A 19,357-nucleotide genomic window follows, 5' to 3' on the forward strand; every position below is an offset into this window, starting at 1 on the left:
GGCCGTGCTCGGCCCCTCCTCCGACGTCGCCGGGATCATCGCGCATCTCGAAACGCTGCGCTCGGAGGAGAACATCTTGGGGATGGCCCGTTTCGGCATCGTCACCGACCGGGCCGTCGGCATTTCCAATCCCGACCTGCAGAAGATCGCGCGGGCGATCAAGCGCGACCACGGCCGGGCGCTGGATCTCTGGCGCACCGGCGTTCGCGAAGCCCGGATGCTCGCGATCTATACCGCCGATCCCGCGTCGCTGACGCCAGCCGAGGCGCGTGGATGGTCGGAGGATTTCGCCTCCTGGGAAATCGTCGATACCGCCGCCGACCTTTTTACCGAAACACCGTACTGGCAGGAACTGATCGCCGAATTCGCCGGGGACGAGCGCGAATTCATCCGCCGCACCGCGTTTGCGATGATCGCCGGTGCCGCCGTGCATCGCAAACAGGAGCCGGACGAAACCTTCATCGCCTATCTGCCGCTGATCGAGACGTGTTCTACCGACCCGCGCAATTTCGTCAGGAAGGCGGCCAACTGGGCGCTCCGCAATATCGGCAAGCGCAACCGCACCTGCCACGCCCCTGCCCTCAAGCTTTCCGAAAAACTCGCCGCTTCGAGCGACAAGACCGCCCGCTGGATCGGCAAGGATGCGGTGAAGGAATTGTCGGGCGAGAAGCTTCTGGCGCGGCTGAAGGCTTAGCCGGTTTTTCCAATCCGGTATTGCCGCGGCGTCGCACCTGCAAACGTCCTGAAGGCTTTGATGAAGGAACTCGTGCTTTCGAACCCGCAGGCGAGGCCGATTTCCGTGATCGGTTCCCGGCCGGCCAGCAACATTTCCTTGGCCTTCACCATCCGCGCCCGATGCCGGAAATCGCGAAAGCTCATGCCGAGCTCCGCATCGAACCGCCGCGCCAGCGTCCGTTCCGAAAGACGCGACGCTACCGCGAGGGAGCCAAAATCGAGATCCCGGTCGAGATGTTCCAGCATCCGGTCGATGGCGACCGCCATGCCAGGTGACCGCGGTTTCGGCAACCATGTCTCGTCCTCCTCCGCAGCCAGATTCCCCGCGACGGACGCGAGCGCCTTGAAGAAGGCATTCGCGGCTTCGCCGCCTGTGTCACGCCCGGCATCCCAGCGCATGACGTGCAGGATCATCTGCCGCGCCAGATCGGAAAGACCGAAGACACGGCAGGCCGGCAGCGGCGCTTCGAATTCGCTGTCGCCGAACAGGACGGAGGACGCCGTGGCCCGCCCCTTGCCGCGCACCGCAATTACCGTTCCCCGTGCGATCAGCGCCGCCCTTTGCGGCGGCAGCATCCAGCGGCGGTGGCCGATATCGAGAACGAAGGTGCCGGCCGATGCGTAGAGCAGGTAATCGGCATCGAAGGCCCGTTCGATCTCGAACGGCTCGTCGAACACCCGATGATAGGCATGAGAAATCATCGCCATCGCTGCCGGACTTTGCCCTATGCCGCCTGCTGTCCCCGCATCTGCTTTAGCAGTTCAGCGGTGTCGAGCAATGCGGAATGATGGACGATCTTGCCGTCCTTCAAGACGAAGGACCGATAGGCCCGTACCCGGATGGCATTGCCGGAGGGTTCGACGCCCTTGAAAGCCGCCTGGTGCGTGCCGCGCAATGTCAGCTCGCACATGACGCTATCGTCTTCGGCGGCCATCCGCTCGATCGTCCAGACAGCATCCGGCATGATCCGCTTCTGCACCGCCACCATGGCGCAGTGCCCTTCCGAACTGGCCGGCGAATAGGCGACCTCCTGATAGTCGGCTGCGAAAAAATCCCCGAAGCGGTCGATCAGGCCACGGTTCCAGATCTCTTCGATATATCCGCGGATGATCGCTTTATTGGCCCTGGCTTGGTCCTGCATGTCGAGCTCCATCTGTTTCGATGAAGCCCATGTAAAACCCAACGGGCCGTTTCAACTCGGCCCGTCCTGCCAGAAAATGATCCCGATCCGCCAAACGGCGAACTATTCTTCGCCCGATTTCTGGTTGTCCAGCATCATGTAGTCGAGCGGCAGTTCGGTCGTGTACTTGATCTGCTCCATCGCAAACACCGACGAAACGTCGCGGATTTCGATCTTGGCGATCAGCCGCTTGTAGAAGGCATCATAGGCGCCGATGTCCGGCACGACGACGCGCAGCAGGTAATCGACGTCGCCGCTCATGCGGTAGAATTCGACCACTTCCGGGAAATCGACGACGACTTCCGAAAACCGCTTCAGCCATTCGATTGAGTGGCTGGCGGTGCGGATCGAGACGAAAACCGTGACCTTGGTATTGACCTTGACCGGATCGAGCAGCGCGACGCGGCGACGGATGACGCCATCCTCTTCCATCTTCTGGATGCGGCGCCAGCAAGGCGTGGTCGAGAGGCCGACCTTCTTCGCGAGGTCCGCGACGGCGAGAGTGGAATCTTCCTGCAGAATGCGCAGTATCTTACGGTCGAGGCGGTCCATCAGAGTCCTTTCGAAATGATTTTTCGTTATACACCGAATTCGCGGCAGTTAACCGAAATTTGTTTCTCGTATCAAGCTATCCACATGCTGTCGCAGCACCGGCAGCAGATCCGCCTGGAACCACGGATTCTTTTTGAGCCAGCCGGTATTGCGCCAACTCGGATGCGGCAGCGGCAGGATCCTCGGTCCCTGGTTGGCAAAGAGATAATCGCGCCAGTTCTGGACCGTTTCCGTCATGCCTTTCCTGCGGCGGTCGCCCAGATGCCAGCCTTGAGCATAACCGCCGACCGCGAGAACCAGCTCGACCTGCGGCATCGCGGCGATCACCCGGGCGCGCCACAGCGGGGCGCATTCGAGCCGCGGCGGCAGGTCGCTGCCCTTGGCATCATAGCCCGGAAAACAGAAGCCCATCGGCACGATCGCAAACTTTTCCGGATCGTAGAACTCTTCGCGGGTCACCGCCATCCAGTCGCGCAGCCTGTTGCCGGAAGCGTCGTTGAAAGGCAGCCCGCTCTCGTGCACCCGAAGCCCCGGCGCCTGCCCGGCGATCAGCACCCGCGCCGTCTTCGATAACACGGCGACCGGCCGCGGCTCATGCGGCAGACGGTCGCCCTCGCCTTTCGCCGGCGCGTCGCGACAGATACGGCAGGCCGCGATCGCGCGGGTCAGCGCGTCGATATCCTCCTCGCTATCGACCATGCCATCCATGCTCATTGCCAGCCCGTCATCCGCTTCACCCAATCCATGAACGCTTGCACGAAGCTCATATCATCCATCATGCCGCGGCTGGCGCGCCAGTCGTGCGGGCTTTCGAACTGGCCGGCCCACAGCCCCAGCCGTTCTCGCCTCGCTGCCACCTGTTCCTGCGTGTAACGTCCCGAGGCGATGGCGAGGCCTTGCCGCACCAGCGTGCCGTTGATGCTGGTCGCGCCTGAATGGCAGCGCACCAGGAGCCGATGGTATTTGTCGCGCTCTCGGCCGAGGCACTCGACCTCGCCGCCTGCGACAAGGCGGATCAGCAGCCTTCTCGCTTCTACTCCGCAGGCCCATGGCCTGCCGCGGTCGTCCTCGCAGGTCTGGTCGAGTTCCGGTGCATCCATTCCCTGAAGCCTCAGACGCTCACCGCCCGCCGCGAGGGTATCGCCGTCGATCACATGGAATGGACCGCGCACGGTGCTGTCGGCCGCCTTGTCCAGCTTCGCGGCGATCAGCACCAGAAGGATGAAGAAGGCGGCGAGAACCGCGCCATCGCGAAAAACCCTGAACGTTCTGGCCACAATCCAGCCTTATTGGAAAACGGAAGCTTCAGGAAAATGGCAAACAAAACCTTTCCCGGCAGTACTCTCTTAAGGTTTTGGACATACTCTCTCAACACCCGGGGTATCAGTTTAGTGGCCATGAGTAGCGGCGTCAGCACATCGACCGACAAGAACATCGTTGATCGCTCGCGCGGCCACCGCAACAAGGCCGTCTCCAAAGCTGTTCGCGCCACCCGCGAACGCCTGCAGTCCAGCTCCCAGGGCAATCAGATCTTCGACCGCGACATGATCGCCATGCACGTCAACACCGTGCTGCAGGGCGCATCCGTCATGCCTCTCTTCATCGTCGTGGTGACGGCGATCGGCGTTTACCTCAATCCGAATGCCAATCTCTTCGCCTGGGCGCTGCTGATGTTCAGCGTCCATGCCATCAACGTGCTGCTCGCCCGCCGCGCGAGCCGCAAGGACATTACGGCGGCAGAGGTGCAGAAATGGCGGCGCAGGCTGCTTGCCGCGCAGATGATTGTCGGCAGCGGCTGGGCCCTGTTTGCGCTGCAGAACTGCGATGCCTGCTCCGGCGACAGCTATTATTTCTACAAGGGAGCGGTGCTCCTCTTTGCGATCTCGATCACCGCCATGAGCAGTTTCATGCTGCGCCTCGGCGTGCTGTTCGGCTTCCTGCCGATGATTCTCGCGCTGCTCGCCACCGCCATCCTGACGCGGAACGTGCTCGACATCGGCATGATCGCGATCTGCGCCACGGCGGTCGTCTTCTTCCATTATATCGCCGACCGGCTCTATCGTTCCAACCTGACGCTGATGTCGTATCAGTCGGAGAAGGACGACCTGATTGCCGAGCTGGAAGTGGCGAAATCCATGTCGGACGAGGCCCGCCGCCGCGCCGAAGAGGCGAACCTCGCCAAATCCCGCTTCCTCGCATCGATGTCGCACGAGCTGCGCACACCGCTCAACGCCATTCTCGGCTTTTCCGAAGTCATGAGTTCGGAGGTTCTGGGACCGCTCGCCAACCCGACCTACAAGGAATATGCCGGCGACATCCACCGCTCCGGCCAGCACCTCCTCAACCTCATCAACGAGATCCTGGACCTGTCGCGCATCGAAGCCGGCCGTTACGACCTTGCCGAGGAATCGCTGTCGCTGCTGGAGATCGCCGAGGATTGCATCGGCATGGTGCAGCTGCGTGCCAGCGCCAAGAACATCTCGATCAGCCAGCAGTTCGAACCGCAGCTGCCGCAGGTCTGGGTCGATGAAAAATCGATGCGCCAGGTCCTCCTCAACCTGCTGTCGAACGCCGTCAAGTTCACGCCCCAGGGCGGCGAGGTCACCGTCAAGGTCGGCTGGACTGCCGGCGGCGGCCAGTATGTAGCGATCAAGGACAACGGACCCGGCATTCCCGAGGAAGAAATCCCCGTCGTGCTCTCGGCCTTCGGCCAGGGCTCGATCGCCATCAAGAGCGCCGAGCAGGGCACCGGGCTTGGCCTGCCGATCGTCCAGGCGATCCTTGCCAAGCACGACGGCCAGTTCATCCTGCGCTCCAAGCTGCGCGAAGGCACCGAGGCGATCGCCATCCTGCCGGCGACCCGTGTTCTCCAGAGCGTGCCGGCCGTCGCCGACGCCCAGACGGTCGCCCGCCGCCGCAAGAGCTTCGCCTGAGGCGATCGACCTCTTTTGCACCGGCCGGTTTCGGTGCATAATGCGGCCATGACCAAACTTCTCGACCGCGCCATCGAAGCAGCCAAGGAGCTCCCTGCCGAAATGCAGGATGAGATTGCCAGGGTGATGCTCACACTCGTTGGCAAGGGAGAGCCGGTGCATCAGCTCACCGCCGAAGAGGAAGCGAGTTTCGCTAAATCGCTGGAACAGGCCGCGCGGCGCCAATTTGCGCCAGCCGAGCAGGTCCAAGCCATCTGGTCGAAATACACAGGGTGACGATTCGCTTCACCCCTGAAGCGGCCATCGAACTTGAGGACGTCCTCAGCTATCTAGCCGCTCATTCACCGGGAGGCGCCCGCAATGTGGGCGCGCGGATTCAGCAGGTATTGAGCAATCTCTCGGAATATCCACTGACCGGTATGCGCACCAGCCTTGAGCCGATGCGGCGTGTAGCCGTGACACCCTATCCCTATCTGATATTCTATCTGCCCGGCGAGGATGAGATCGTTGTCGTCGGCATCCGGCATGCCGCCCGTGATCCATCCTCAATGCCGGACCAATCCTGACGGGCGGTTACAACCACACGCTCCGCACCGCCACATAAAGCGCGAAAAACCCGTTGGCGCACAGCAGGCAGAAGACCGCGAAGGAGCCAAGGTCCTTGGCGTGGCGGCCGACGGTGGAGATTTCCGGGGATATGCGGTCGACAAGTTCCTCGATCGCGGTATTCAGCGATTCCACCGCGAACAGCACCAGCATCAGAATACCGAAGACGAAATAGTCGAGAGCGCCGGCGCCAACGACCGCAAAGAGCACGAGGGCTGCCGCGAAGGCGATCACCTCGTGGCGAAAGGCTTCCTCCTGCCACAGGCGCGCCAGCCCCTGCATGGAATAGCGGAATGCCGCGATCACCCGGCGAATGCCGGTCGCCCTTTCGATATGGCTGTCGATCGGCGTCTTTTCCATTCAGGGCTCAGTGGCTCTTATTGCTGACGCCGGCCTGCTCGAAGGTCGCCATGCCGGAATGGCAGGCGGCCGCCGCCTTGACGATGCCGGCGGCGAGCGCCGCACCGGTCCCCTCGCCGAGCCGCATGCCGAGCGCCAGAAGCGGCGTCTTGCCGAGCTGTTCGATCGCACGCAGGTGTCCCGGTTCGCCGGAGACGTGGCCGATCAGGCAGTGGTCGAGCGCCGCCGGATTGGCGGCCTTGAGGATCGCGGCCGCTGCCGTCACCACATAACCGTCGAGCAGGACCGGGATCTTTTCGACGCGCGCCGCCAGGATCGCACCGGCGATCGCCGCGATCTCACGGCCGCCGAGGCGGCGCAGGATTTCCAGCGGATCGCCCAGGTGGTCCTTGTGGAATTCGACGGCCGCCTTCACTGCGGCGATCTTGCGCTCCATGAACTCGCCATGCGAACCGGTGCCGGGTCCGACCCAGTCTTCCGCCTCGCCGCCATAAAGCGCGAGGTTGATGGCGGCTGCGATCGTCGTGTTGCCGATGCCCATTTCGCCGATGCAGAGAAGATCGGTACCGCCGGCGATGGCCTCCATGCCGAAGGCCATGGTCGCGGCGCAGTCGCGCTCGGACAGGGCTGCCTCGCTGGTGATGTCGCCGGTCGGGTAATCGAGCGCCAGATCGAAGATTTTCAGGCCGAGGTCATGGGTGACGCAGATCTGGTTGATCGCCGCACCGCCGGCTGCGAAATTCTCGACCATCTGCTGGGTCACCGACGACGGGAACGGGGTCACGCCATGCCGGGTCACGCCGTGATTGCCGGCAAAGATCGCCACCAGCGGCCGGTTGACCGCCGGCGCCCGGCCCGTCCAGGCGGCAAGCCAGAAGGCGATTTCCTCAAGGCGGCCCAGAGCCCCCGGCGGCTTGGTGAGCTGCGCATCGCGCTCGCGCGCCGCCACCAGCGCCCGCGGGTCCGGGCCGGGAAGGTTCTGCAGCAGGACACGGAAATCGTCGAAAGGCAGGCCGCTCACGCTCATGGAAAGTCTCTCTTGTAATTCGGTCTCGTATCGCGGCAGGAAAACTTGTCTTTCCCGGCAAATCGCGCTTCTGTGCGCAAACTCATAGTCGGGTCGCAACGGAGGAACAACTGCCAAACGCAACGGAATTCATCGCGGACCTTGCCCGATCGATCGGGTTCCTCAGCCGTGTGCCGGTCCCGGACCGGTTCTTCCGCGGCCATGACGGCACGATTTCGCGGGCAGTGCGGGCCTTTCCCGTCGCAGGGCTGATCATCGCGGCCCTGCCGGCGCTCGTTCTCCTCGTCCTTGAGTCCGGCGATCCGCTGCTCGTCAGCCTGCTTTCGCTTGCCGCGCTGACGGTCATGACCGGCGCGCTCCACGAAGACGGCCTCGCGGATGCGGCAGATGGTCTCGGGGGCGGGCGTGACAAGGACCACGCGCTTCTGATCATGAAGGACAGCCGCATCGGTGCTTACGGCGTCGTGGCGCTGGTGCTGTCTTTTGGCCTGCGCGCCTCGGCGCTCGCGGCATTGTTCCACGAGGATGCGGTCACTGCGGCACTCGCCGTGCTTGCCGTTGCAGCCGTCAGCCGCGCGATCCTGGTTGCCCATTGGCGCGCGTTGCCATCAGCCCGGGAAAACGGCGTCGCAGCCAGCGCCGGCTTTCCGGAGGATGGCGCCCGCAATATCGCGCTGTTTACCGGTGCCGCCTTCGCGCTTGTCCTGCTCGTCCCCGTTCTCGGCCTGCCGAAGGTTCTGTTGTCGCTGATCGTGGCAGCGCTCGCCGGTTTTGGCTTCACCCGTCTCGTGCGCCAGAAACTTGGTGGCCATACGGGCGATACGATCGGCGCCACTCAACAATTGAGCGAGATCGCCATGCTGGCCACTCTTGCTCTTGCCGCGTGAAACCCCGATATACTGGGGCATGATTTCGCCCTGTACCCTCGTCTGTTCGATCGACCTGAAGACCGGCTATTGCTTCGGATGCGGGCGGACGCGCGACGAGATCGCCGCCTGGATGGACTATACCGACATGGAGCGCCGCACGCTGATGGAGACGCTTCCTGCGCGGTTGGAAACCGTCGAGCGAAAGCCGCGGCGAGAGACACGCCGCCAGCGTCTCGCAAAGGAACGCGATACGGCATGAACGCGCTCACCGGCATCCTCATCGTCCTCGGCATCGGCCTGGCGTTCTTGATCTTCAATCACGATGCCGGGCAGACCTTCGGCATCGACAACGACGATTTCGGCCAGATCCTCTACCTCCTGCCGATCGCCGGCCTGCTCGCGGCCGGCATTCTCGCCGGCCGGCGCGGCCATGCCGGTGAGGTGCTGCGCAACATCGTCCTCTGGTTGCTGATCATCCTCGCGCTGGTCACCGCCTATCTCTACCGCGACGACGCCCGCAATGTCGCCGCAAGGGTGACCGCCGGCCTGCTGCCCGGCACGGCCGTGATCACGACGACGAGTGAAGGTCTCAATGAGGTCATCATTCACAAGACCCGGGGCAGCCATTTCCAGACCAATGTCAGGGTCCAGGGCAAGGTCCTGCCGATGCTGGTCGATACCGGCGCCAGCACCGTTGTGCTTTCCTACGACGATGCCCGCGCCATCGGCCTTAATCCGCAGAGCCTCGATTTTTCAGTGAGCGTGATGACCGCCAACGGCCGGGCGATGGCGGCGCCCGTCCGCCTCGACGAAATCGCCATCGGCCCGATCGTGCGGAAAAACGTCCGGGCGATGGTGGCGGAAGACGGAAGGCTTGGCGAGAGCCTGCTCGGCATGAGCTTCCTCTCCACCCTCGGCTCCCTGCAGATGCAGACCGACGAGCTGCGATTGCGGGACTGACCTCAGCCGAAATCCCTGACAGTTTCCACGTCACCCTTGTTGCGGAAATGGCTCGGCGGCGTGCCGATGATGCGTTTGAAGGCGCGGCTGAAGGAGGCTTCGGCATCGTAGCCGAGCCGTTCGGCGACCGTCGCGACCCGTTCGCCGTCACGCAGCCATTGCCGCGCCTGGTGCATGCGCACCCGCGCCACGTAGCGCGCCGGCGTTTCCCCGACCACGCGCAGAAACCGTTCGGCGAAACCCGACCGGGAAGCGCCCATCAGCCGGGCAAGCGAGGCGATGTTCCAGTCGCGTTCCGGCTGAAGATGAATGGCGGCCAGCACCCGGCCGACGTCGGGATTGCGCACCGCGGCGATCCAGCCGGTCGTGTCGCCGCAGCCGTGTTCGACCCAGGTGCGGATCAGCGTGGCGGTCAGGACGTCGGCGAGCCGCGCCAGAATACCGCCGGCGCCGACCCGGTCCATGTCCACCTCGCGCGCCATGGCATCGAGAAGATGCGGGATCGACGGCTCGTTCCTGGCGAGATCGCTGGTCAGCATCGCCTCGGGCATCAGTTGCAGCAGCGGATGCAGCTTGTCGATGTTGAAGCGCATCGAGGCCGTCAGCGCCACCGTGCCGCCGCAGGCATCGGCACATTGCACGTCGAAGACGCCCTGGCAGACCTCCTTGCGACCGAACCGGTCGAAGGGGAGCGGCGCCAGGCCCGGAAGGCTTGCGATCACATGTGCATCGCCGCGCGGCAGAAGCGCCGCATCGCCAGGCCGCAGTTGCAGCCATTCGCCAGACGGCGTCTGCAGCCATGCGTTGCCAGACGAAATGAAATGGAACCGGGCCGCCTCCTGGGCCGGAAAGGAGGTCGCCCAGGGCTCGGCGAGCCGGCAGCGTCCGTATTCGACGCCGTCGAGCCGTAACCCCCGCAACATCTCGGTGAGCGGATCGGAGACGTCTGACGGGGCTTCTTTGGACGAACGGTCAAGCATATCGGATTTTCTAGCATGGAAAGTACAGGTTGTCACGCCTAAGTCTGGTCCATCCTCCCGGTACGGTCTGCCGTGCCACCTCCCAAGACAGGACATGACCATGACTGACAGCACTTTCGAAGAGGACGATGCCGTGCGCGACGCATCGTCCCCGAACACATCGGCCAAGGCCCGTTGGGACGCGGTCATCGCGCTCACCCTCGGCGTTTTCGGCCTCGTGACGGCGGAGTTCCTGCCGGCGAGCCTGCTCACTCCCATCTCCGCCGATCTCGGCATCAGTCCCGGCGTCGCCGGCCAGACGGTGACGGTGACCGCCGTCGTCGCGGCGTTCGCCGGCCCCGCAGTCGTGATCGGCACCCGCAGCTTCAACCGGCGCTGGACGCTGTTCGGGCTGACCGCCCTTCTCATCCTCTCCTGCGCGCTTGCCGCCCTTGCCAATGGCCTGACCGTGCTTCTCGTCTCCCGCGTGCTGCTCGGCGTCGGGCTCGGCGGCTTCTGGGCCATGGCCGGGGCGCTTGCCATGCGGCTCGTACCGATGAACCACCTGCCGCGCGCCATGGCGATGATCTTCACCGGCGTCTCGGTGGCGACCGTGATGGCCGCACCGCTCGGCGCCTATATCGGCTCCACGCTCGGCTGGCGGGCGGCCTTCATGCTTGCCGGCGCGGTCGGCATACTGGCGCTGCTGGCGCAGGCCGTCACCGTGCCCTCGCTGCCGCCTGCCGGCCACGCCGGGCTCGGCACGCTGGCGGAGGTCCTCAAGCGGCCGAAAATCCGGATCGGCCTTATCGCGACGCTGCTGATCGTCGCCGGCCACTTTGCGGGCTTCACCTATATCCGCCCCTACCTGGAAGACGTTCCGCGGCTTAACGTCGAGATGATCTCGCTCGTCCTGCTCGCCTACGGCGTCGGCGGCTTCTTCGGCAATATCGCCGGCGGCATCATCACCGAACGCAGTTCGGCGCTCGGGGTCGTCTTCGCCTCCGGCCTGATCGCCGTGTCCGCCGTGATCCTCGTCTCGCTCGGAGCATCGACGACGGCCGCAGCTGTCGCCATCACGCTCTGGGGTTTTGCCTTCGGCGCGCTGCCGGTCAGCATCCAGAGCTACATCACCCGGGCCGCCCCCGACGAGGCGGAAAGCGCCGGCGCCCTGTTGCTGACGACCTTCCAGATCGCCATATCCAGCGGCGCCGTCCTCGGCGGCCTGCTGATCGACGCGCAAGGACCGCTCGGCGTCATGACCTTCCTCGGCATCGCATCCATCCTCGGTGCATCGGTGATGGTCGTGCGCGGCGGCCGCCAGGTGCAGCTCAGCCAGGGCTGAGCCGGCTTCAAACCGTTATCGGCTGCGGTCAGCTGCGCAGCCGATAACCCGTCTTGAAGATCCAGCCGAGGATCGACAGGCAGATGACCAGGAACAGGCCGATCATGCCGAGGCTGATCATCGGATTGACGTCGGCGATCTCGTAGAAACTCCAGCGGAAGCCCGAGACGAGATAGAGGACCGGATTGAAATGGCTGACCGTCTGCCAGAACGGCGGCAGCATGTTGATCGAATAGAAGCTGCCGCCGAGGAAGGTCAAGGGCGGCACGACCAGCATCGGGATGATGTTGAGCTGCTCGAAATTCTTCGCCCAGATGCCGATGATGAAGCCGAACATGCTGAAGGTGATCGCCGTCAGCACCAGGAAAAGCACCATCATGAACGGGTGTGCGATGCGGATCTCGACGAAGAAGGAGGCGGTGGCGAGGATGATCACGCCGATGATCAACCCCTTGGTCGCGGCCGCACCGACATAACCGATGATGATCTCGGTCATGGCAACCGGCGCCGACAGGATCTCGTAGATCGTGCCGGTGAATTTGGGGAAATAGATGCCGATCGAACCGTTGCTGATGCATTGGGTCAAAAGCGTCAGCATGATCAGGCCGGGCGTGATGAACGACCCGTAGGAGACACCCTCGACCGTCTGGATGCGCGAACCGATCGCGGTGCCGAAGACGATGAAATAAAGGGAGGTGGTGATGACCGGCGAGATGACGCTCTGCAGCAGCGTGCGCTGCAATCGAGCCATCTCGAAGACATAGATCGACTTGATCGCTTCGAAATTCATGCGTCTTCTCCAACCAGCGCCACGAAAATATCCTCGAGCGAGCTCTGTCGCGTGGAAAGATCGCGGAAATGAATGTTTGCTGCGGCAAGCGTCGACAGCAGCGCGGCGATCGTGCCCTGCCCCTCTTCGCCTTGGTATTCATGCACCAGTGCCGCTCCGTCTTCGGAAAGCGTAAGGTTATAGGCACTGAGGCTTTCGGGCAGTACCTTCAGCGGCTCCGACAGTTCGAGCCGGAGCTGCTTGCGGCCGAGCTTCTTCATCAGCGCCGCCTTTTCTTCGATCAGCAGCAGCTTGCCACCGTTGATGACGCCCACCCGGTCGGCGATCTCTTCCGCCTCCTCGATATAATGGGTGGTGAGGATGATGGTGACACCGCTCGCGCGCAGCTTCTCGACCAGCTGCCACATCTCGCGGCGCAGGTTGACGTCGACGCCGGCGGTCGGCTCGTCGAGGAAGAGGATTTGCGGCTCGTGGGCGAGCGCCTTGGCGATCATCACCCGCCGCTTCATGCCGCCCGAAAGCTCGCGCAACATGTTGTCCTTCTTGTTCCAGAGCGACAGTTCCTTCAGCACGCTCTCGACCAGCGCCGGATTGGGCTTCTTGCCGTAGACGCCGCGGGAAAAGTTCACGGTATTCCAGACCGTCTCGAACATGTCGGTCGTCAGTTCCTGCGGCACCAGGCCGATCAGCGACCGCGTCTGGCGAAAATCCCTGACGACATCATGGCCGCCGACCAGCACCTTGCCGGTCGAAGGATTGACGAGACCGCAGATGATCGAGATCAGCGTCGTCTTGCCAGCGCCGTTCGGGCCGAGAAGCGCCAGGATCTCGCCCTCCTCGATCTCCAGGTCGACGCCCTTGAGCGCCTGGAACCCGTTCTCGTAGGTCTTGGTGAGTTTATCTATGGAAACGACGGAGGCCATGCGGGACGGTCTTTTCAAGGAATCGATTTGCGGGATGCGCCGCGAATATAGGCACCCAAACCTTCGAAACCATCCCTCGTGGAAGAATATTGCTGACGGTTTCAGAGGATAATCGACGTGAAGAACTGCGCCGAGATGACGATCAGGAAGATGCCGAAGCCGATTTCGAGCTGCCGCTTCGACATGACATGCGCAAGCCGCGCACCGATCGGCGCCATGTAGAGCGTGATCGGAATCAGCAGCGCCACGGCAAGCCAGTTGATATAGCCGGTCGAGAACGGCGGCAGGCCCGGCTTCCCCCAGCCGCCCCAGACATAACCGGCAAGCCCCGGCAGCGAAATCAGCACGCCGACGCCCGAGGAGGTCGCCACCCCCTGGTGGATCGACCGGCCGTAGAGCGTCATGAACGTGTTGTTGAGGATGCCGCCGCCGATGCCCATCAGGCCGGACAGGATGCCGATGCCGGTACCGACCAGGAACTTGACGGGATTGCCCGGCAGGTCGTCGCCAAGCTTCCAGCTGGCGCGGTTGAAGATCATCCGGAAGGCGAGCACCAGCGCGATGACCGCGAAGATCAGCTGCAGTTCGGCGCTGGTCGCCTTGGCGGCGATAACGGTTGCGATCAGCGTGCCGAGGGGCACCGCGACGATCCAGCCCTTGAGCAGATCGGTATCGACCGCGCCGCGCTGCCGGTGCGCCATATAGGAGCGGATCGAGGTGGGCACGATGATCGCCAGCGACGTGCCGAGCGCCAGCTGCATGCGCACGTCCTCGGGAACGCCGAGCAGCCCGAAGACATGGAAGAAGATCGGCACCAGGATCGCACCGCCGCCGATTCCGAACATGCCGGCGAGAATTCCAGCGACCGCGCCGCCGGCCAGAAGCGCCAGTATGAAGGGGAAAAACGCTGCGATGGACAAGTTCCGGTCTCCAGTCCGACATCGGGTCCGAAGAAGGAGGTTCATCCACTGCCGTTGTCATTTTTCCGTGACGTTCTTACAGCATTGTCCCCATCAGGCAAGCAACGGTCCCGTCTTTTACGCCGCACGTAACCTCTCGCGCGACCGTCATGACCAGAGTGTTTCAGTCCTTTTCGTTTCCGCTTGCCGCATGTGTAGTGTTTTAAAGTACAAGCTCTTGAGTAACCGGAAGCACGGCTCCTCCCCGCGAGCCCCACCTCCACCCTCGCCGGCTCCCTGAGCCGGCTTTCTTTTTTGAAGGTGCTTCAAGCCGATCCGGTTCAGATGTGAGACCCGGCGTCTGCCATGGGCATAGGTCCGCACGCCGGGTCTCGTGCCGCAGCAGGGGTAAGCCGGGGGGCGGGCTGCGGCGTCACCACTCTTGCGTCGCAGCCGCTTATGGTTCCAGTTTGGTTGCCGGATATGGTTTATGGACGATTAATGTCCACAGGCTCACGGCCGCCCGTGTCTCGGGCGTATCGGGCCGGGGCAGTTCAGGCTCGGCGTCTGCCCGGAAGCGCATGCCGCCACGCCGTTTCCAGCGCGTCGCGGAGATCCGGCTCTTCCAATTCCGAAAGAACTGCCGTCGTCCAGCCCTGACGACCCCAAGCATTCTGTACCGGCGAAAAGGCGTTCGGCAGCATCTCGCATTTGATCTGCTGCTCGTCCGGCGTGAACTTGAAATTCGCGGTCAGGCCATCGGCCGCCAGCGTCACGTAGATGCGCCTGACCTTGAACGCCGCCCTGTCGAAATGCGGCGCTTCGGAGGTTCCCTCCAGGGAGAGGGCCAGGCTGCGGAGCATGTCGGCATCGGCCATCGTCGGACCTCAGTTGCAGTAGCGCTTGCCGCTCCTGCGGGAGCGCAGGTCGAAGTGGAAATGGTTCCAGTGTTCCGCATTGCTGCCGGGACCGAGCACGGTGTTGAAATATTTGCAGCTGTCGTTGCGCACCGCCTTCAGGAGACCGCCTTCGCGCATCGAGAACAGGCCCTTCTTGCGCACGTCGATCTCGTGGCCGTCCTTCAGCACGATCTGGCCGATATCGATGGCGTTGCCCTTGGCATGCTCGGACATCGGATTGTTGCGTTGATTGCTGTTGTTCATCCGCCGGCAGGAATAACCGCCCATCGGCACGATCTTCTGGATGCCGGTGAGATAGCGGTAACGGGCGGAGGGCGCGAGCTCATTCTTCACCCATTTGGCAAAGGCGAGTGTCGTCTGGCAGTTCAGGGTAACCGCCGGCTTGACGTCGATATTGCCGGAGAGGCCGGAGAGTTTCACCGGATAGGGCACCCTGCAGCTCGGGCCTGCGTCGATGGGCGGCCGGTCGTCGAATTCGACGCCGAGGCGCCTCAGTTCTGCGCGGCAGCTCACTTCCGACCGGGGCATCACATCGCGCTGCCAGGGCATGTCGCGCTGGCTCATCGGGCCGCTGTCGCTCATCGGGTTGTTGGGGCGCAGCATCGCCACCTGCTGCGTGCCGGCAGGCGCTCTGCTTGGCGGAATGACGCGCGACCCGTCGCTCCACGTCATATCATTGTTCGTCAGGTCGCCCTGCAGGCCGGCGCCCTGGCGCTTCGGCGGCACCAGCACGCGGTCGTCGTTCATGGGCTGCGAGATCGGCTGGCGGCGGGGCTGCAGCGCACGCGGATTGTCGGTGCCGATGCCGTCGACGACGGGCTGGTCGCCGACACCTTCGGCGATATCGGAATCCTCTTCCTCGGCAAGCCCCGTCACGTCGCTCTCGTCTGGGCCGAAACCGAGTTCGGCATCGATATTGACGCCCCCTTCCGGAATGGTCATCGGTCCGGCATTGCGGGTCGTGTTGCGGGTCGTATTGCGCTGGCCGGCGGATGCCTGCTGCTGCATCGCCTCGTCGCTGTCGATCATCGGCAAGCGGCCCTGACGGGCTGCAGGTGCCTGCTGCGACGTCGGCGCGTTCAGGGGCGCGGACTGCACCTGAGCCGGCGCCCGCAGATAATGGCCGCCGTCACTGGCGCCGGAACCTGGATAGGCCGAATTGGAATAGCCGGTGCCGGCGAGGTTCGGCGTGTTCGCGTAGTCGACGGCGCTCGCCTGCGAAACCGGAGCGGAATTTGTCGGATAAGGCTGCTGCGAGACGGGTTCGCGGGGTATGTCGCGCATCGGCTGGATCGCCCCGACGCGGCCGTTGTCGATCGGCGCGGGCGGAACGAGATCCCCGGCGGAACAGGCGGCCAGCATTGTCGGGATCACCAGCGAGCCGATCACCCGCCGAGAAAAGGAAGCATACGCCATACCAGTTGCCACTCTTCCGGTGCCGAAATGACACACGCTTCGAGTTTAGGCAAAGTCGGTAAATGAACCTTTGAGAAATCAAGGCCCTTTCGTGACCTTTCGGTGCAATTTGAGATCGTTTCAGGACGCCCGCCTCCCCATGGCCTCCATTCTGGCGATCCATTTCGCGCCATTGAAATTCCCGGCATTGACCGTGCCCACAAAGGCCGCGCGTACCGGGCGGATGCCGGCGAAGTGCAGGATGCCGATTTTCAGCGCCTTCAGGCTGTGGCAGCCGTAGACGATCCGGTAATACCAGGCGGGCATGCCCATGGTGATCACCACCCGCGCCGACTTGCCGCGCAGAAGGCCGCTGTCGAACGGTCCCCGCGACGTGTCGTAGGCAAAGCCCGGCCGCGCCACCTGTTCCAGGAACGCCTTGACCAGCGCCGGCATGCAGCCGAGCCAGAGCGGATAGACGAAGACGAGGTGATCCGCCCGTCTGATCTTCACCTGCGCGTCGAGGATCGGCGGGTTGAGCGTCCCGTGTTGCTGTTCCTTCTGCGAGGTCAGGAACGGCACGCCGATTCGGGCGAGCTCGATGCGCTCGACCGAATGCCCGCCGGCCTCGGCTCCCCTGGCATAGGCGTCGGCCAGCGCATGACAGAGGTGCGGCTCCGAGGCGTCCGGGTGTCCCTGGATGATCACGATCCTCGTCATCATAGTCTCCGTTGAAGGTGCCCCAGCGTTAGGGACAACGGAGGTTCGCGTATTTGACCCTGGTCAATGCGGCCGACATCAAAAGGCCGCCGGGCTTGTCGCGCCGGCGGCCTTTGTTTCTCAGCGGTGATCGGTGCTGATCAGGCGGCGCGGGCGCGCGACACATGACCGGAGGTCGCCCCACGGCCGCCGTCGGCAAGCCTGAAGGCCGAAAGAAGGCCCTGCAGGTGCAGGCTCTGTTCGGCAAGCGTCTGGCTCGCCGCGGTGGTTTCCTCGACCATCGCCGCGTTCTGCTGGGTCATCTGGTCCATGTGGTTGACGGAGGAATTGATCTCCTGAAGCCCGGTCGCCTGTTCGCGGGCGGCCGTCGCAATCGTGTCCACATGGGCGTTGACCCGCTCGACCAGGGTGGCGATCTCCACCAGCGCGTCGCCGGTGGAGCGCACCAGCGCCACGCCGCCTTCCACCTCGCGGGCGGAATTGCTGATCAGCGTCTTGATCTCCTTGGCGGCATTGGCGGAGCGTTGCGCCAGTTCGCGCACTTCCTGCGCCACGACCGCAAAACCGCGACCCGCCTCGCCCGCCCGCGCCGCCTCGACGCCGGCATTCAGCGCAAGCAGGTTGGTCTGGAAGGCGATTTCGTCGATCACCGAGATGATCTGGTTGATGCGGCTGGAGCTCTCCTCGATGCGGCCCATGGCGTCGATCGCATTGCGGACGATCTCGCCCGAACGGCCGGCGCTGTCCTTGGTCTCGCTGACCATGGTGCGGGCCTCGACCGCCCGTTCCGACGCGGTGCGGACGGTTGCGGTGATCTCGTCGAGCGCTGCTGCGGTCTCTTCGAGCGCCGCCGCCTGCTGCTCGGTGCGCTTGGACAGATGGCCCGTCGCTCCGGAAATGTCGGAAGCGCTGTCGCGTACGACAAGGCTGGTCTCGGAAATCGCCGCGATCGCCTGGTGCAGCGAGCTGACCGCGGCATTGAAGTCGTGGCGGAGTTTCGCATAGTCCTCGCCGATATCGGCAAGCGCCACGGAAAGATCGCCCCCGGCCAGCGCCTCGAGCGCCCGGCCGAGTTCGTTGATCGCGCGTCCCTGGCGTTCGGCGGCGGCCGTCATCGTGCGCTCGTTGTCGGAGCGCTCGCTGGCGATCATGCGGGCCTGTTCGGCCTCGCGCGCCTGCAATTGAGCGCGTTCATCGACCGAATCGCGCAGCACGGAAAGCGCCCGGGCCATGTCGCCGATCTCGTTCTTCTGTTCGGTGCAGGGCACGGTGACACCCGCCTCGCCCGATGCGATCGACTGCAGGGCCTGCTTGATCTTGCCGATCGGTCCGGTCACCGTCTTGACCACGAAGGTAGCGCCGGCGATCAGGACCAGCGCGCCGATGCCGAACATCGAGGCGAAGTTGATCGCGTCGCGACGGAACATGGCGTGCAGGTCGTCGACATAGACGCCGGTGCCGACGATCCAGCCCCAGGGCGCGAAACCGGCGACATGCGAATATTTCTCGACCGGCTGCTCGGCGCCGGGCTTCGGCCAGTAGTAGTCGACGAAGCCCTTGCCGGTCGAGCTTGCCTTGACGGCGTTGACGAACTCGACGAACAGGAACTTGCCATTCGGATCCTTGTCGTTCGACAGGTCCTTGCCGTTCAGCTCAGCCTTGATCGGATGCATGATCATCCGCGGATGCATGTCGTTGATCCAGAAATAGCCGCTGCCTTCGCCGTAACGCATCACCGAGATGACGGCCTTGGCCTCGCTCTGGGCCTGCTCGCGGGTCATGGCACCCGAAGCCTCCAGAGCCTGGTATTTCTTGAGCACCGTCAGCGCCACATCGTTCATCTGGGCAAGGCCCGCCTTCCGTTCCCGTTCCGACGAGGCGTAGCTCTGGAACAGGCTGAAGGTCATGGCGCCGCCCAGAATGACGAGCGACAGCAGCACGAGACTATAAAGGCGCCAGGAAATGGCGAGACGTTGCATGGGACCCCCCTTATGTGCAATTCGCCTTAAATTCTAATGGCCGATGGTTACCAGGTGGTGAAGCGCCCACAAATCGCGGCGAACGCGAATTAGCTCACCCTAAATTATTGATGTTGCACCATTTTTTCTTGGAGTTTCCTTCGCCCTCGCGTCCGGTTAGTCTCGCGGCGGGAGGAATCGCCCTGGCAACCGCTTCGAAAGAGA

Annotated in this window: 23 protein-coding genes; 8 read left to right on the plus strand and 15 right to left on the minus strand. The window is 63.6% G+C overall.

The window, feature by feature from the left end; genetic code table 11:
- The first annotated feature begins 4 nt into the window (after positions 1–4).
- Positions 5–694: a DNA alkylation repair protein gene (locus ABCW43_RS01675; protein WP_345921842.1), complete on the plus strand. Its 690-nt coding sequence runs from the start codon at positions 5–7 to the stop codon at positions 692–694.
- On the opposite strand, the gene ABCW43_RS01680 is transcribed toward ABCW43_RS01675, so the two are convergent.
- The 5 genes from ABCW43_RS01680 to ABCW43_RS01700 form a co-directional block, all read right to left on the minus strand.
- Positions 691–1,443, minus strand: a complete 753-nt coding sequence (locus ABCW43_RS01680; RefSeq protein WP_345921843.1) for an AraC family transcriptional regulator — start codon at positions 1,441–1,443, stop codon at positions 691–693. The genes ABCW43_RS01675 and ABCW43_RS01680 overlap by 4 nt on opposite strands.
- Before the next feature lie 17 nt (positions 1,444–1,460).
- Complete coding sequence (locus ABCW43_RS01685; protein WP_345921844.1) at positions 1,461–1,877, minus strand: ester cyclase; 417 nt, start codon at positions 1,875–1,877, stop codon at positions 1,461–1,463.
- 102 nt (positions 1,878–1,979) lie between these two features.
- Entirely contained in the window at positions 1,980–2,468 is a 489-nt protein-coding gene (locus tag ABCW43_RS01690) for an Lrp/AsnC family transcriptional regulator (protein WP_007771498.1), read from the minus strand.
- A gap of 48 nt (positions 2,469–2,516) precedes the next feature.
- Positions 2,517–3,182: a uracil-DNA glycosylase family protein gene (locus ABCW43_RS01695; protein WP_345921845.1), complete on the minus strand. Its 666-nt coding sequence runs from the start codon at positions 3,180–3,182 to the stop codon at positions 2,517–2,519.
- Entirely contained in the window at positions 3,179–3,745 is a 567-nt protein-coding gene (locus tag ABCW43_RS01700) for a thermonuclease family protein (protein WP_345921846.1), read from the minus strand. The genes ABCW43_RS01695 and ABCW43_RS01700 overlap by 4 nt, the downstream gene beginning before the upstream one ends.
- A gap of 120 nt (positions 3,746–3,865) precedes the next feature.
- Here ABCW43_RS01700 and ABCW43_RS01705 point away from each other — a divergent pair, with 120 nt between their 5' ends.
- Genes ABCW43_RS01705 through ABCW43_RS01715 form a run of 3 tightly spaced genes read left to right on the plus strand, consistent with a single transcriptional unit; the run spans position 3,866 to position 5,967 of the window.
- Positions 3,866–5,401, plus strand: coding sequence for a sensor histidine kinase (locus ABCW43_RS01705; protein WP_345921847.1), 1,536 nt, complete (start codon positions 3,866–3,868; stop codon positions 5,399–5,401).
- A gap of 48 nt (positions 5,402–5,449) precedes the next feature.
- Positions 5,450–5,677, plus strand: a complete 228-nt coding sequence (locus tag ABCW43_RS01710; protein WP_345921848.1) for a hypothetical protein — start codon at positions 5,450–5,452, stop codon at positions 5,675–5,677.
- Positions 5,674–5,967, plus strand: a complete 294-nt coding sequence (locus tag ABCW43_RS01715; protein ID WP_345921849.1) for a type II toxin-antitoxin system RelE/ParE family toxin — start codon at positions 5,674–5,676, stop codon at positions 5,965–5,967. Before ABCW43_RS01710 ends, ABCW43_RS01715 begins: the two co-directional genes overlap by 4 nt.
- Before the next feature lie 7 nt (positions 5,968–5,974).
- Here ABCW43_RS01715 and ABCW43_RS01720 read toward each other — a convergent pair whose 3' ends face one another.
- Both ABCW43_RS01720 and cobT read right to left on the minus strand, forming a co-directional pair.
- On the minus strand, positions 5,975–6,367 hold the full coding sequence (locus ABCW43_RS01720; protein WP_345921850.1) for a diacylglycerol kinase: 393 nt from the start codon (positions 6,365–6,367) through the stop codon (positions 5,975–5,977).
- 7 nt (positions 6,368–6,374) lie between these two features.
- The gene (cobT, locus tag ABCW43_RS01725; RefSeq protein ID WP_345921851.1) at positions 6,375–7,394 is read right to left on the minus strand and encodes a nicotinate-nucleotide--dimethylbenzimidazole phosphoribosyltransferase; all 1,020 of its coding nucleotides are present in this window, start codon (positions 7,392–7,394) and stop codon (positions 6,375–6,377) included.
- A 110-nt stretch (positions 7,395–7,504) separates the two neighbouring features.
- Between cobT and ABCW43_RS01730 the strand changes: the two genes are divergently transcribed.
- The 3 genes from ABCW43_RS01730 to ABCW43_RS01740 are packed head-to-tail and all read left to right on the plus strand — an operon-like array spanning position 7,505 to position 9,223.
- Positions 7,505–8,281, plus strand: a complete 777-nt coding sequence (locus ABCW43_RS01730) for an adenosylcobinamide-GDP ribazoletransferase (RefSeq protein ID WP_345923302.1) — start codon at positions 7,505–7,507, stop codon at positions 8,279–8,281.
- 19 nt (positions 8,282–8,300) lie between these two features.
- Positions 8,301–8,522 (plus strand): DUF1289 domain-containing protein, encoded by a 222-nt coding sequence (locus ABCW43_RS01735; RefSeq protein ID WP_345921852.1) that lies wholly within the window; start codon positions 8,301–8,303, stop codon positions 8,520–8,522.
- Entirely contained in the window at positions 8,519–9,223 is a 705-nt protein-coding gene (locus ABCW43_RS01740; protein WP_345921853.1) for a TIGR02281 family clan AA aspartic protease, read from the plus strand. Before ABCW43_RS01735 ends, ABCW43_RS01740 begins: the two co-directional genes overlap by 4 nt.
- Before the next feature lie 2 nt (positions 9,224–9,225).
- Here the strand turns inward: ABCW43_RS01740 and ABCW43_RS01745 are convergent, their stop codons facing one another.
- Positions 9,226–10,203 carry an AraC family transcriptional regulator gene (locus tag ABCW43_RS01745; protein WP_345921854.1) on the minus strand — a complete coding sequence of 326 codons (978 nt, stop codon included), beginning with the start codon at positions 10,201–10,203 and terminating at the stop codon, positions 9,226–9,228.
- A gap of 100 nt (positions 10,204–10,303) precedes the next feature.
- On the opposite strand from ABCW43_RS01745, the gene ABCW43_RS01750 reads away from it, so the two are divergent.
- Positions 10,304–11,527 carry an MFS transporter gene (locus ABCW43_RS01750; RefSeq protein WP_345921855.1) on the plus strand — a complete coding sequence of 408 codons (1,224 nt, stop codon included), beginning with the start codon at positions 10,304–10,306 and terminating at the stop codon, positions 11,525–11,527.
- 28 nt (positions 11,528–11,555) lie between these two features.
- Here the strand turns inward: ABCW43_RS01750 and ABCW43_RS01755 are convergent, their stop codons facing one another.
- The 7 genes from ABCW43_RS01755 to ABCW43_RS01785 form a co-directional block, all read right to left on the minus strand.
- Entirely contained in the window at positions 11,556–12,317 is a 762-nt protein-coding gene (locus ABCW43_RS01755; RefSeq protein WP_345921856.1) for an ABC transporter permease, read from the minus strand.
- Complete coding sequence (locus tag ABCW43_RS01760) at positions 12,314–13,240, minus strand: ABC transporter ATP-binding protein (protein ID WP_345921857.1); 927 nt, start codon at positions 13,238–13,240, stop codon at positions 12,314–12,316. Before ABCW43_RS01760 ends, ABCW43_RS01755 begins: the two co-directional genes overlap by 4 nt.
- A 101-nt stretch (positions 13,241–13,341) precedes the next feature.
- The gene (locus ABCW43_RS01765; protein WP_345921858.1) at positions 13,342–14,160 is read right to left on the minus strand and encodes a sulfite exporter TauE/SafE family protein; all 819 of its coding nucleotides are present in this window, start codon (positions 14,158–14,160) and stop codon (positions 13,342–13,344) included.
- A 533-nt stretch (positions 14,161–14,693) separates the two neighbouring features.
- A complete protein-coding gene (locus tag ABCW43_RS01770) occupies positions 14,694–15,017 on the minus strand; it encodes an MmcQ/YjbR family DNA-binding protein (protein ID WP_345921859.1) in 324 nt (107 codons plus the stop codon).
- A 9-nt stretch (positions 15,018–15,026) separates the two neighbouring features.
- Entirely contained in the window at positions 15,027–16,475 is a 1,449-nt protein-coding gene (locus tag ABCW43_RS01775; protein ID WP_345921860.1) for an extensin-like domain-containing protein, read from the minus strand.
- 120 nt (positions 16,476–16,595) lie between these two features.
- Entirely contained in the window at positions 16,596–17,174 is a 579-nt protein-coding gene (locus tag ABCW43_RS01780; protein WP_345921861.1) for an NAD(P)H-dependent oxidoreductase, read from the minus strand.
- Between the two features lie 140 nt (positions 17,175–17,314).
- Positions 17,315–19,153: a methyl-accepting chemotaxis protein gene (locus ABCW43_RS01785; RefSeq protein ID WP_345921862.1), complete on the minus strand. Its 1,839-nt coding sequence runs from the start codon at positions 19,151–19,153 to the stop codon at positions 17,315–17,317.
- Positions 19,154–19,357 lie beyond the last annotated feature (204 nt).

This window comes from Neorhizobium tunisiense, from assembly GCF_039631515.1.
GTDB lineage: Bacteria > Pseudomonadota > Alphaproteobacteria > Rhizobiales > Rhizobiaceae > Neorhizobium.

Coding starts and splice junctions, on each gene's coding strand:
- ABCW43_RS01680 (WP_345921843.1), bottom strand. CDS start 1,443: ATGGCGATGATTTCTCATGCCTATCATCGGGTGTTCGACGAGCCGTTC.
- ABCW43_RS01685 (WP_345921844.1), bottom strand. CDS start 1,877: ATGCAGGACCAAGCCAGGGCCAATAAAGCGATCATCCGCGGATATATC.
- ABCW43_RS01690 (WP_007771498.1), bottom strand. CDS start 2,468: ATGGACCGCCTCGACCGTAAGATACTGCGCATTCTGCAGGAAGATTCC.
- ABCW43_RS01695 (WP_345921845.1), bottom strand. CDS start 3,182: ATGAGCATGGATGGCATGGTCGATAGCGAGGAGGATATCGACGCGCTG.
- ABCW43_RS01705 (WP_345921847.1), top strand. CDS start 3,866: ATGAGTAGCGGCGTCAGCACATCGACCGACAAGAACATCGTTGATCGC.
- ABCW43_RS01710 (WP_345921848.1), top strand. CDS start 5,450: ATGACCAAACTTCTCGACCGCGCCATCGAAGCAGCCAAGGAGCTCCCT.
- ABCW43_RS01720 (WP_345921850.1), bottom strand. CDS start 6,367: ATGGAAAAGACGCCGATCGACAGCCATATCGAAAGGGCGACCGGCATT.
- cobT (WP_345921851.1), bottom strand. CDS start 7,394: ATGAGCGTGAGCGGCCTGCCTTTCGACGATTTCCGTGTCCTGCTGCAG.
- ABCW43_RS01735 (WP_345921852.1), top strand. CDS start 8,301: ATGATTTCGCCCTGTACCCTCGTCTGTTCGATCGACCTGAAGACCGGC.
- ABCW43_RS01740 (WP_345921853.1), top strand. CDS start 8,519: ATGAACGCGCTCACCGGCATCCTCATCGTCCTCGGCATCGGCCTGGCG.
- ABCW43_RS01745 (WP_345921854.1), bottom strand. CDS start 10,203: ATGCTTGACCGTTCGTCCAAAGAAGCCCCGTCAGACGTCTCCGATCCG.
- ABCW43_RS01750 (WP_345921855.1), top strand. CDS start 10,304: ATGACTGACAGCACTTTCGAAGAGGACGATGCCGTGCGCGACGCATCG.
- ABCW43_RS01755 (WP_345921856.1), bottom strand. CDS start 12,317: ATGAATTTCGAAGCGATCAAGTCGATCTATGTCTTCGAGATGGCTCGA.
- ABCW43_RS01760 (WP_345921857.1), bottom strand. CDS start 13,240: ATGGCCTCCGTCGTTTCCATAGATAAACTCACCAAGACCTACGAGAAC.
- ABCW43_RS01770 (WP_345921859.1), bottom strand. CDS start 15,017: ATGGCCGATGCCGACATGCTCCGCAGCCTGGCCCTCTCCCTGGAGGGA.
- ABCW43_RS01775 (WP_345921860.1), bottom strand. CDS start 16,475: ATGGCGTATGCTTCCTTTTCTCGGCGGGTGATCGGCTCGCTGGTGATC.
- ABCW43_RS01780 (WP_345921861.1), bottom strand. CDS start 17,174: ATGACGAGGATCGTGATCATCCAGGGACACCCGGACGCCTCGGAGCCG.
- ABCW43_RS01785 (WP_345921862.1), bottom strand. CDS start 19,153: ATGCAACGTCTCGCCATTTCCTGGCGCCTTTATAGTCTCGTGCTGCTG.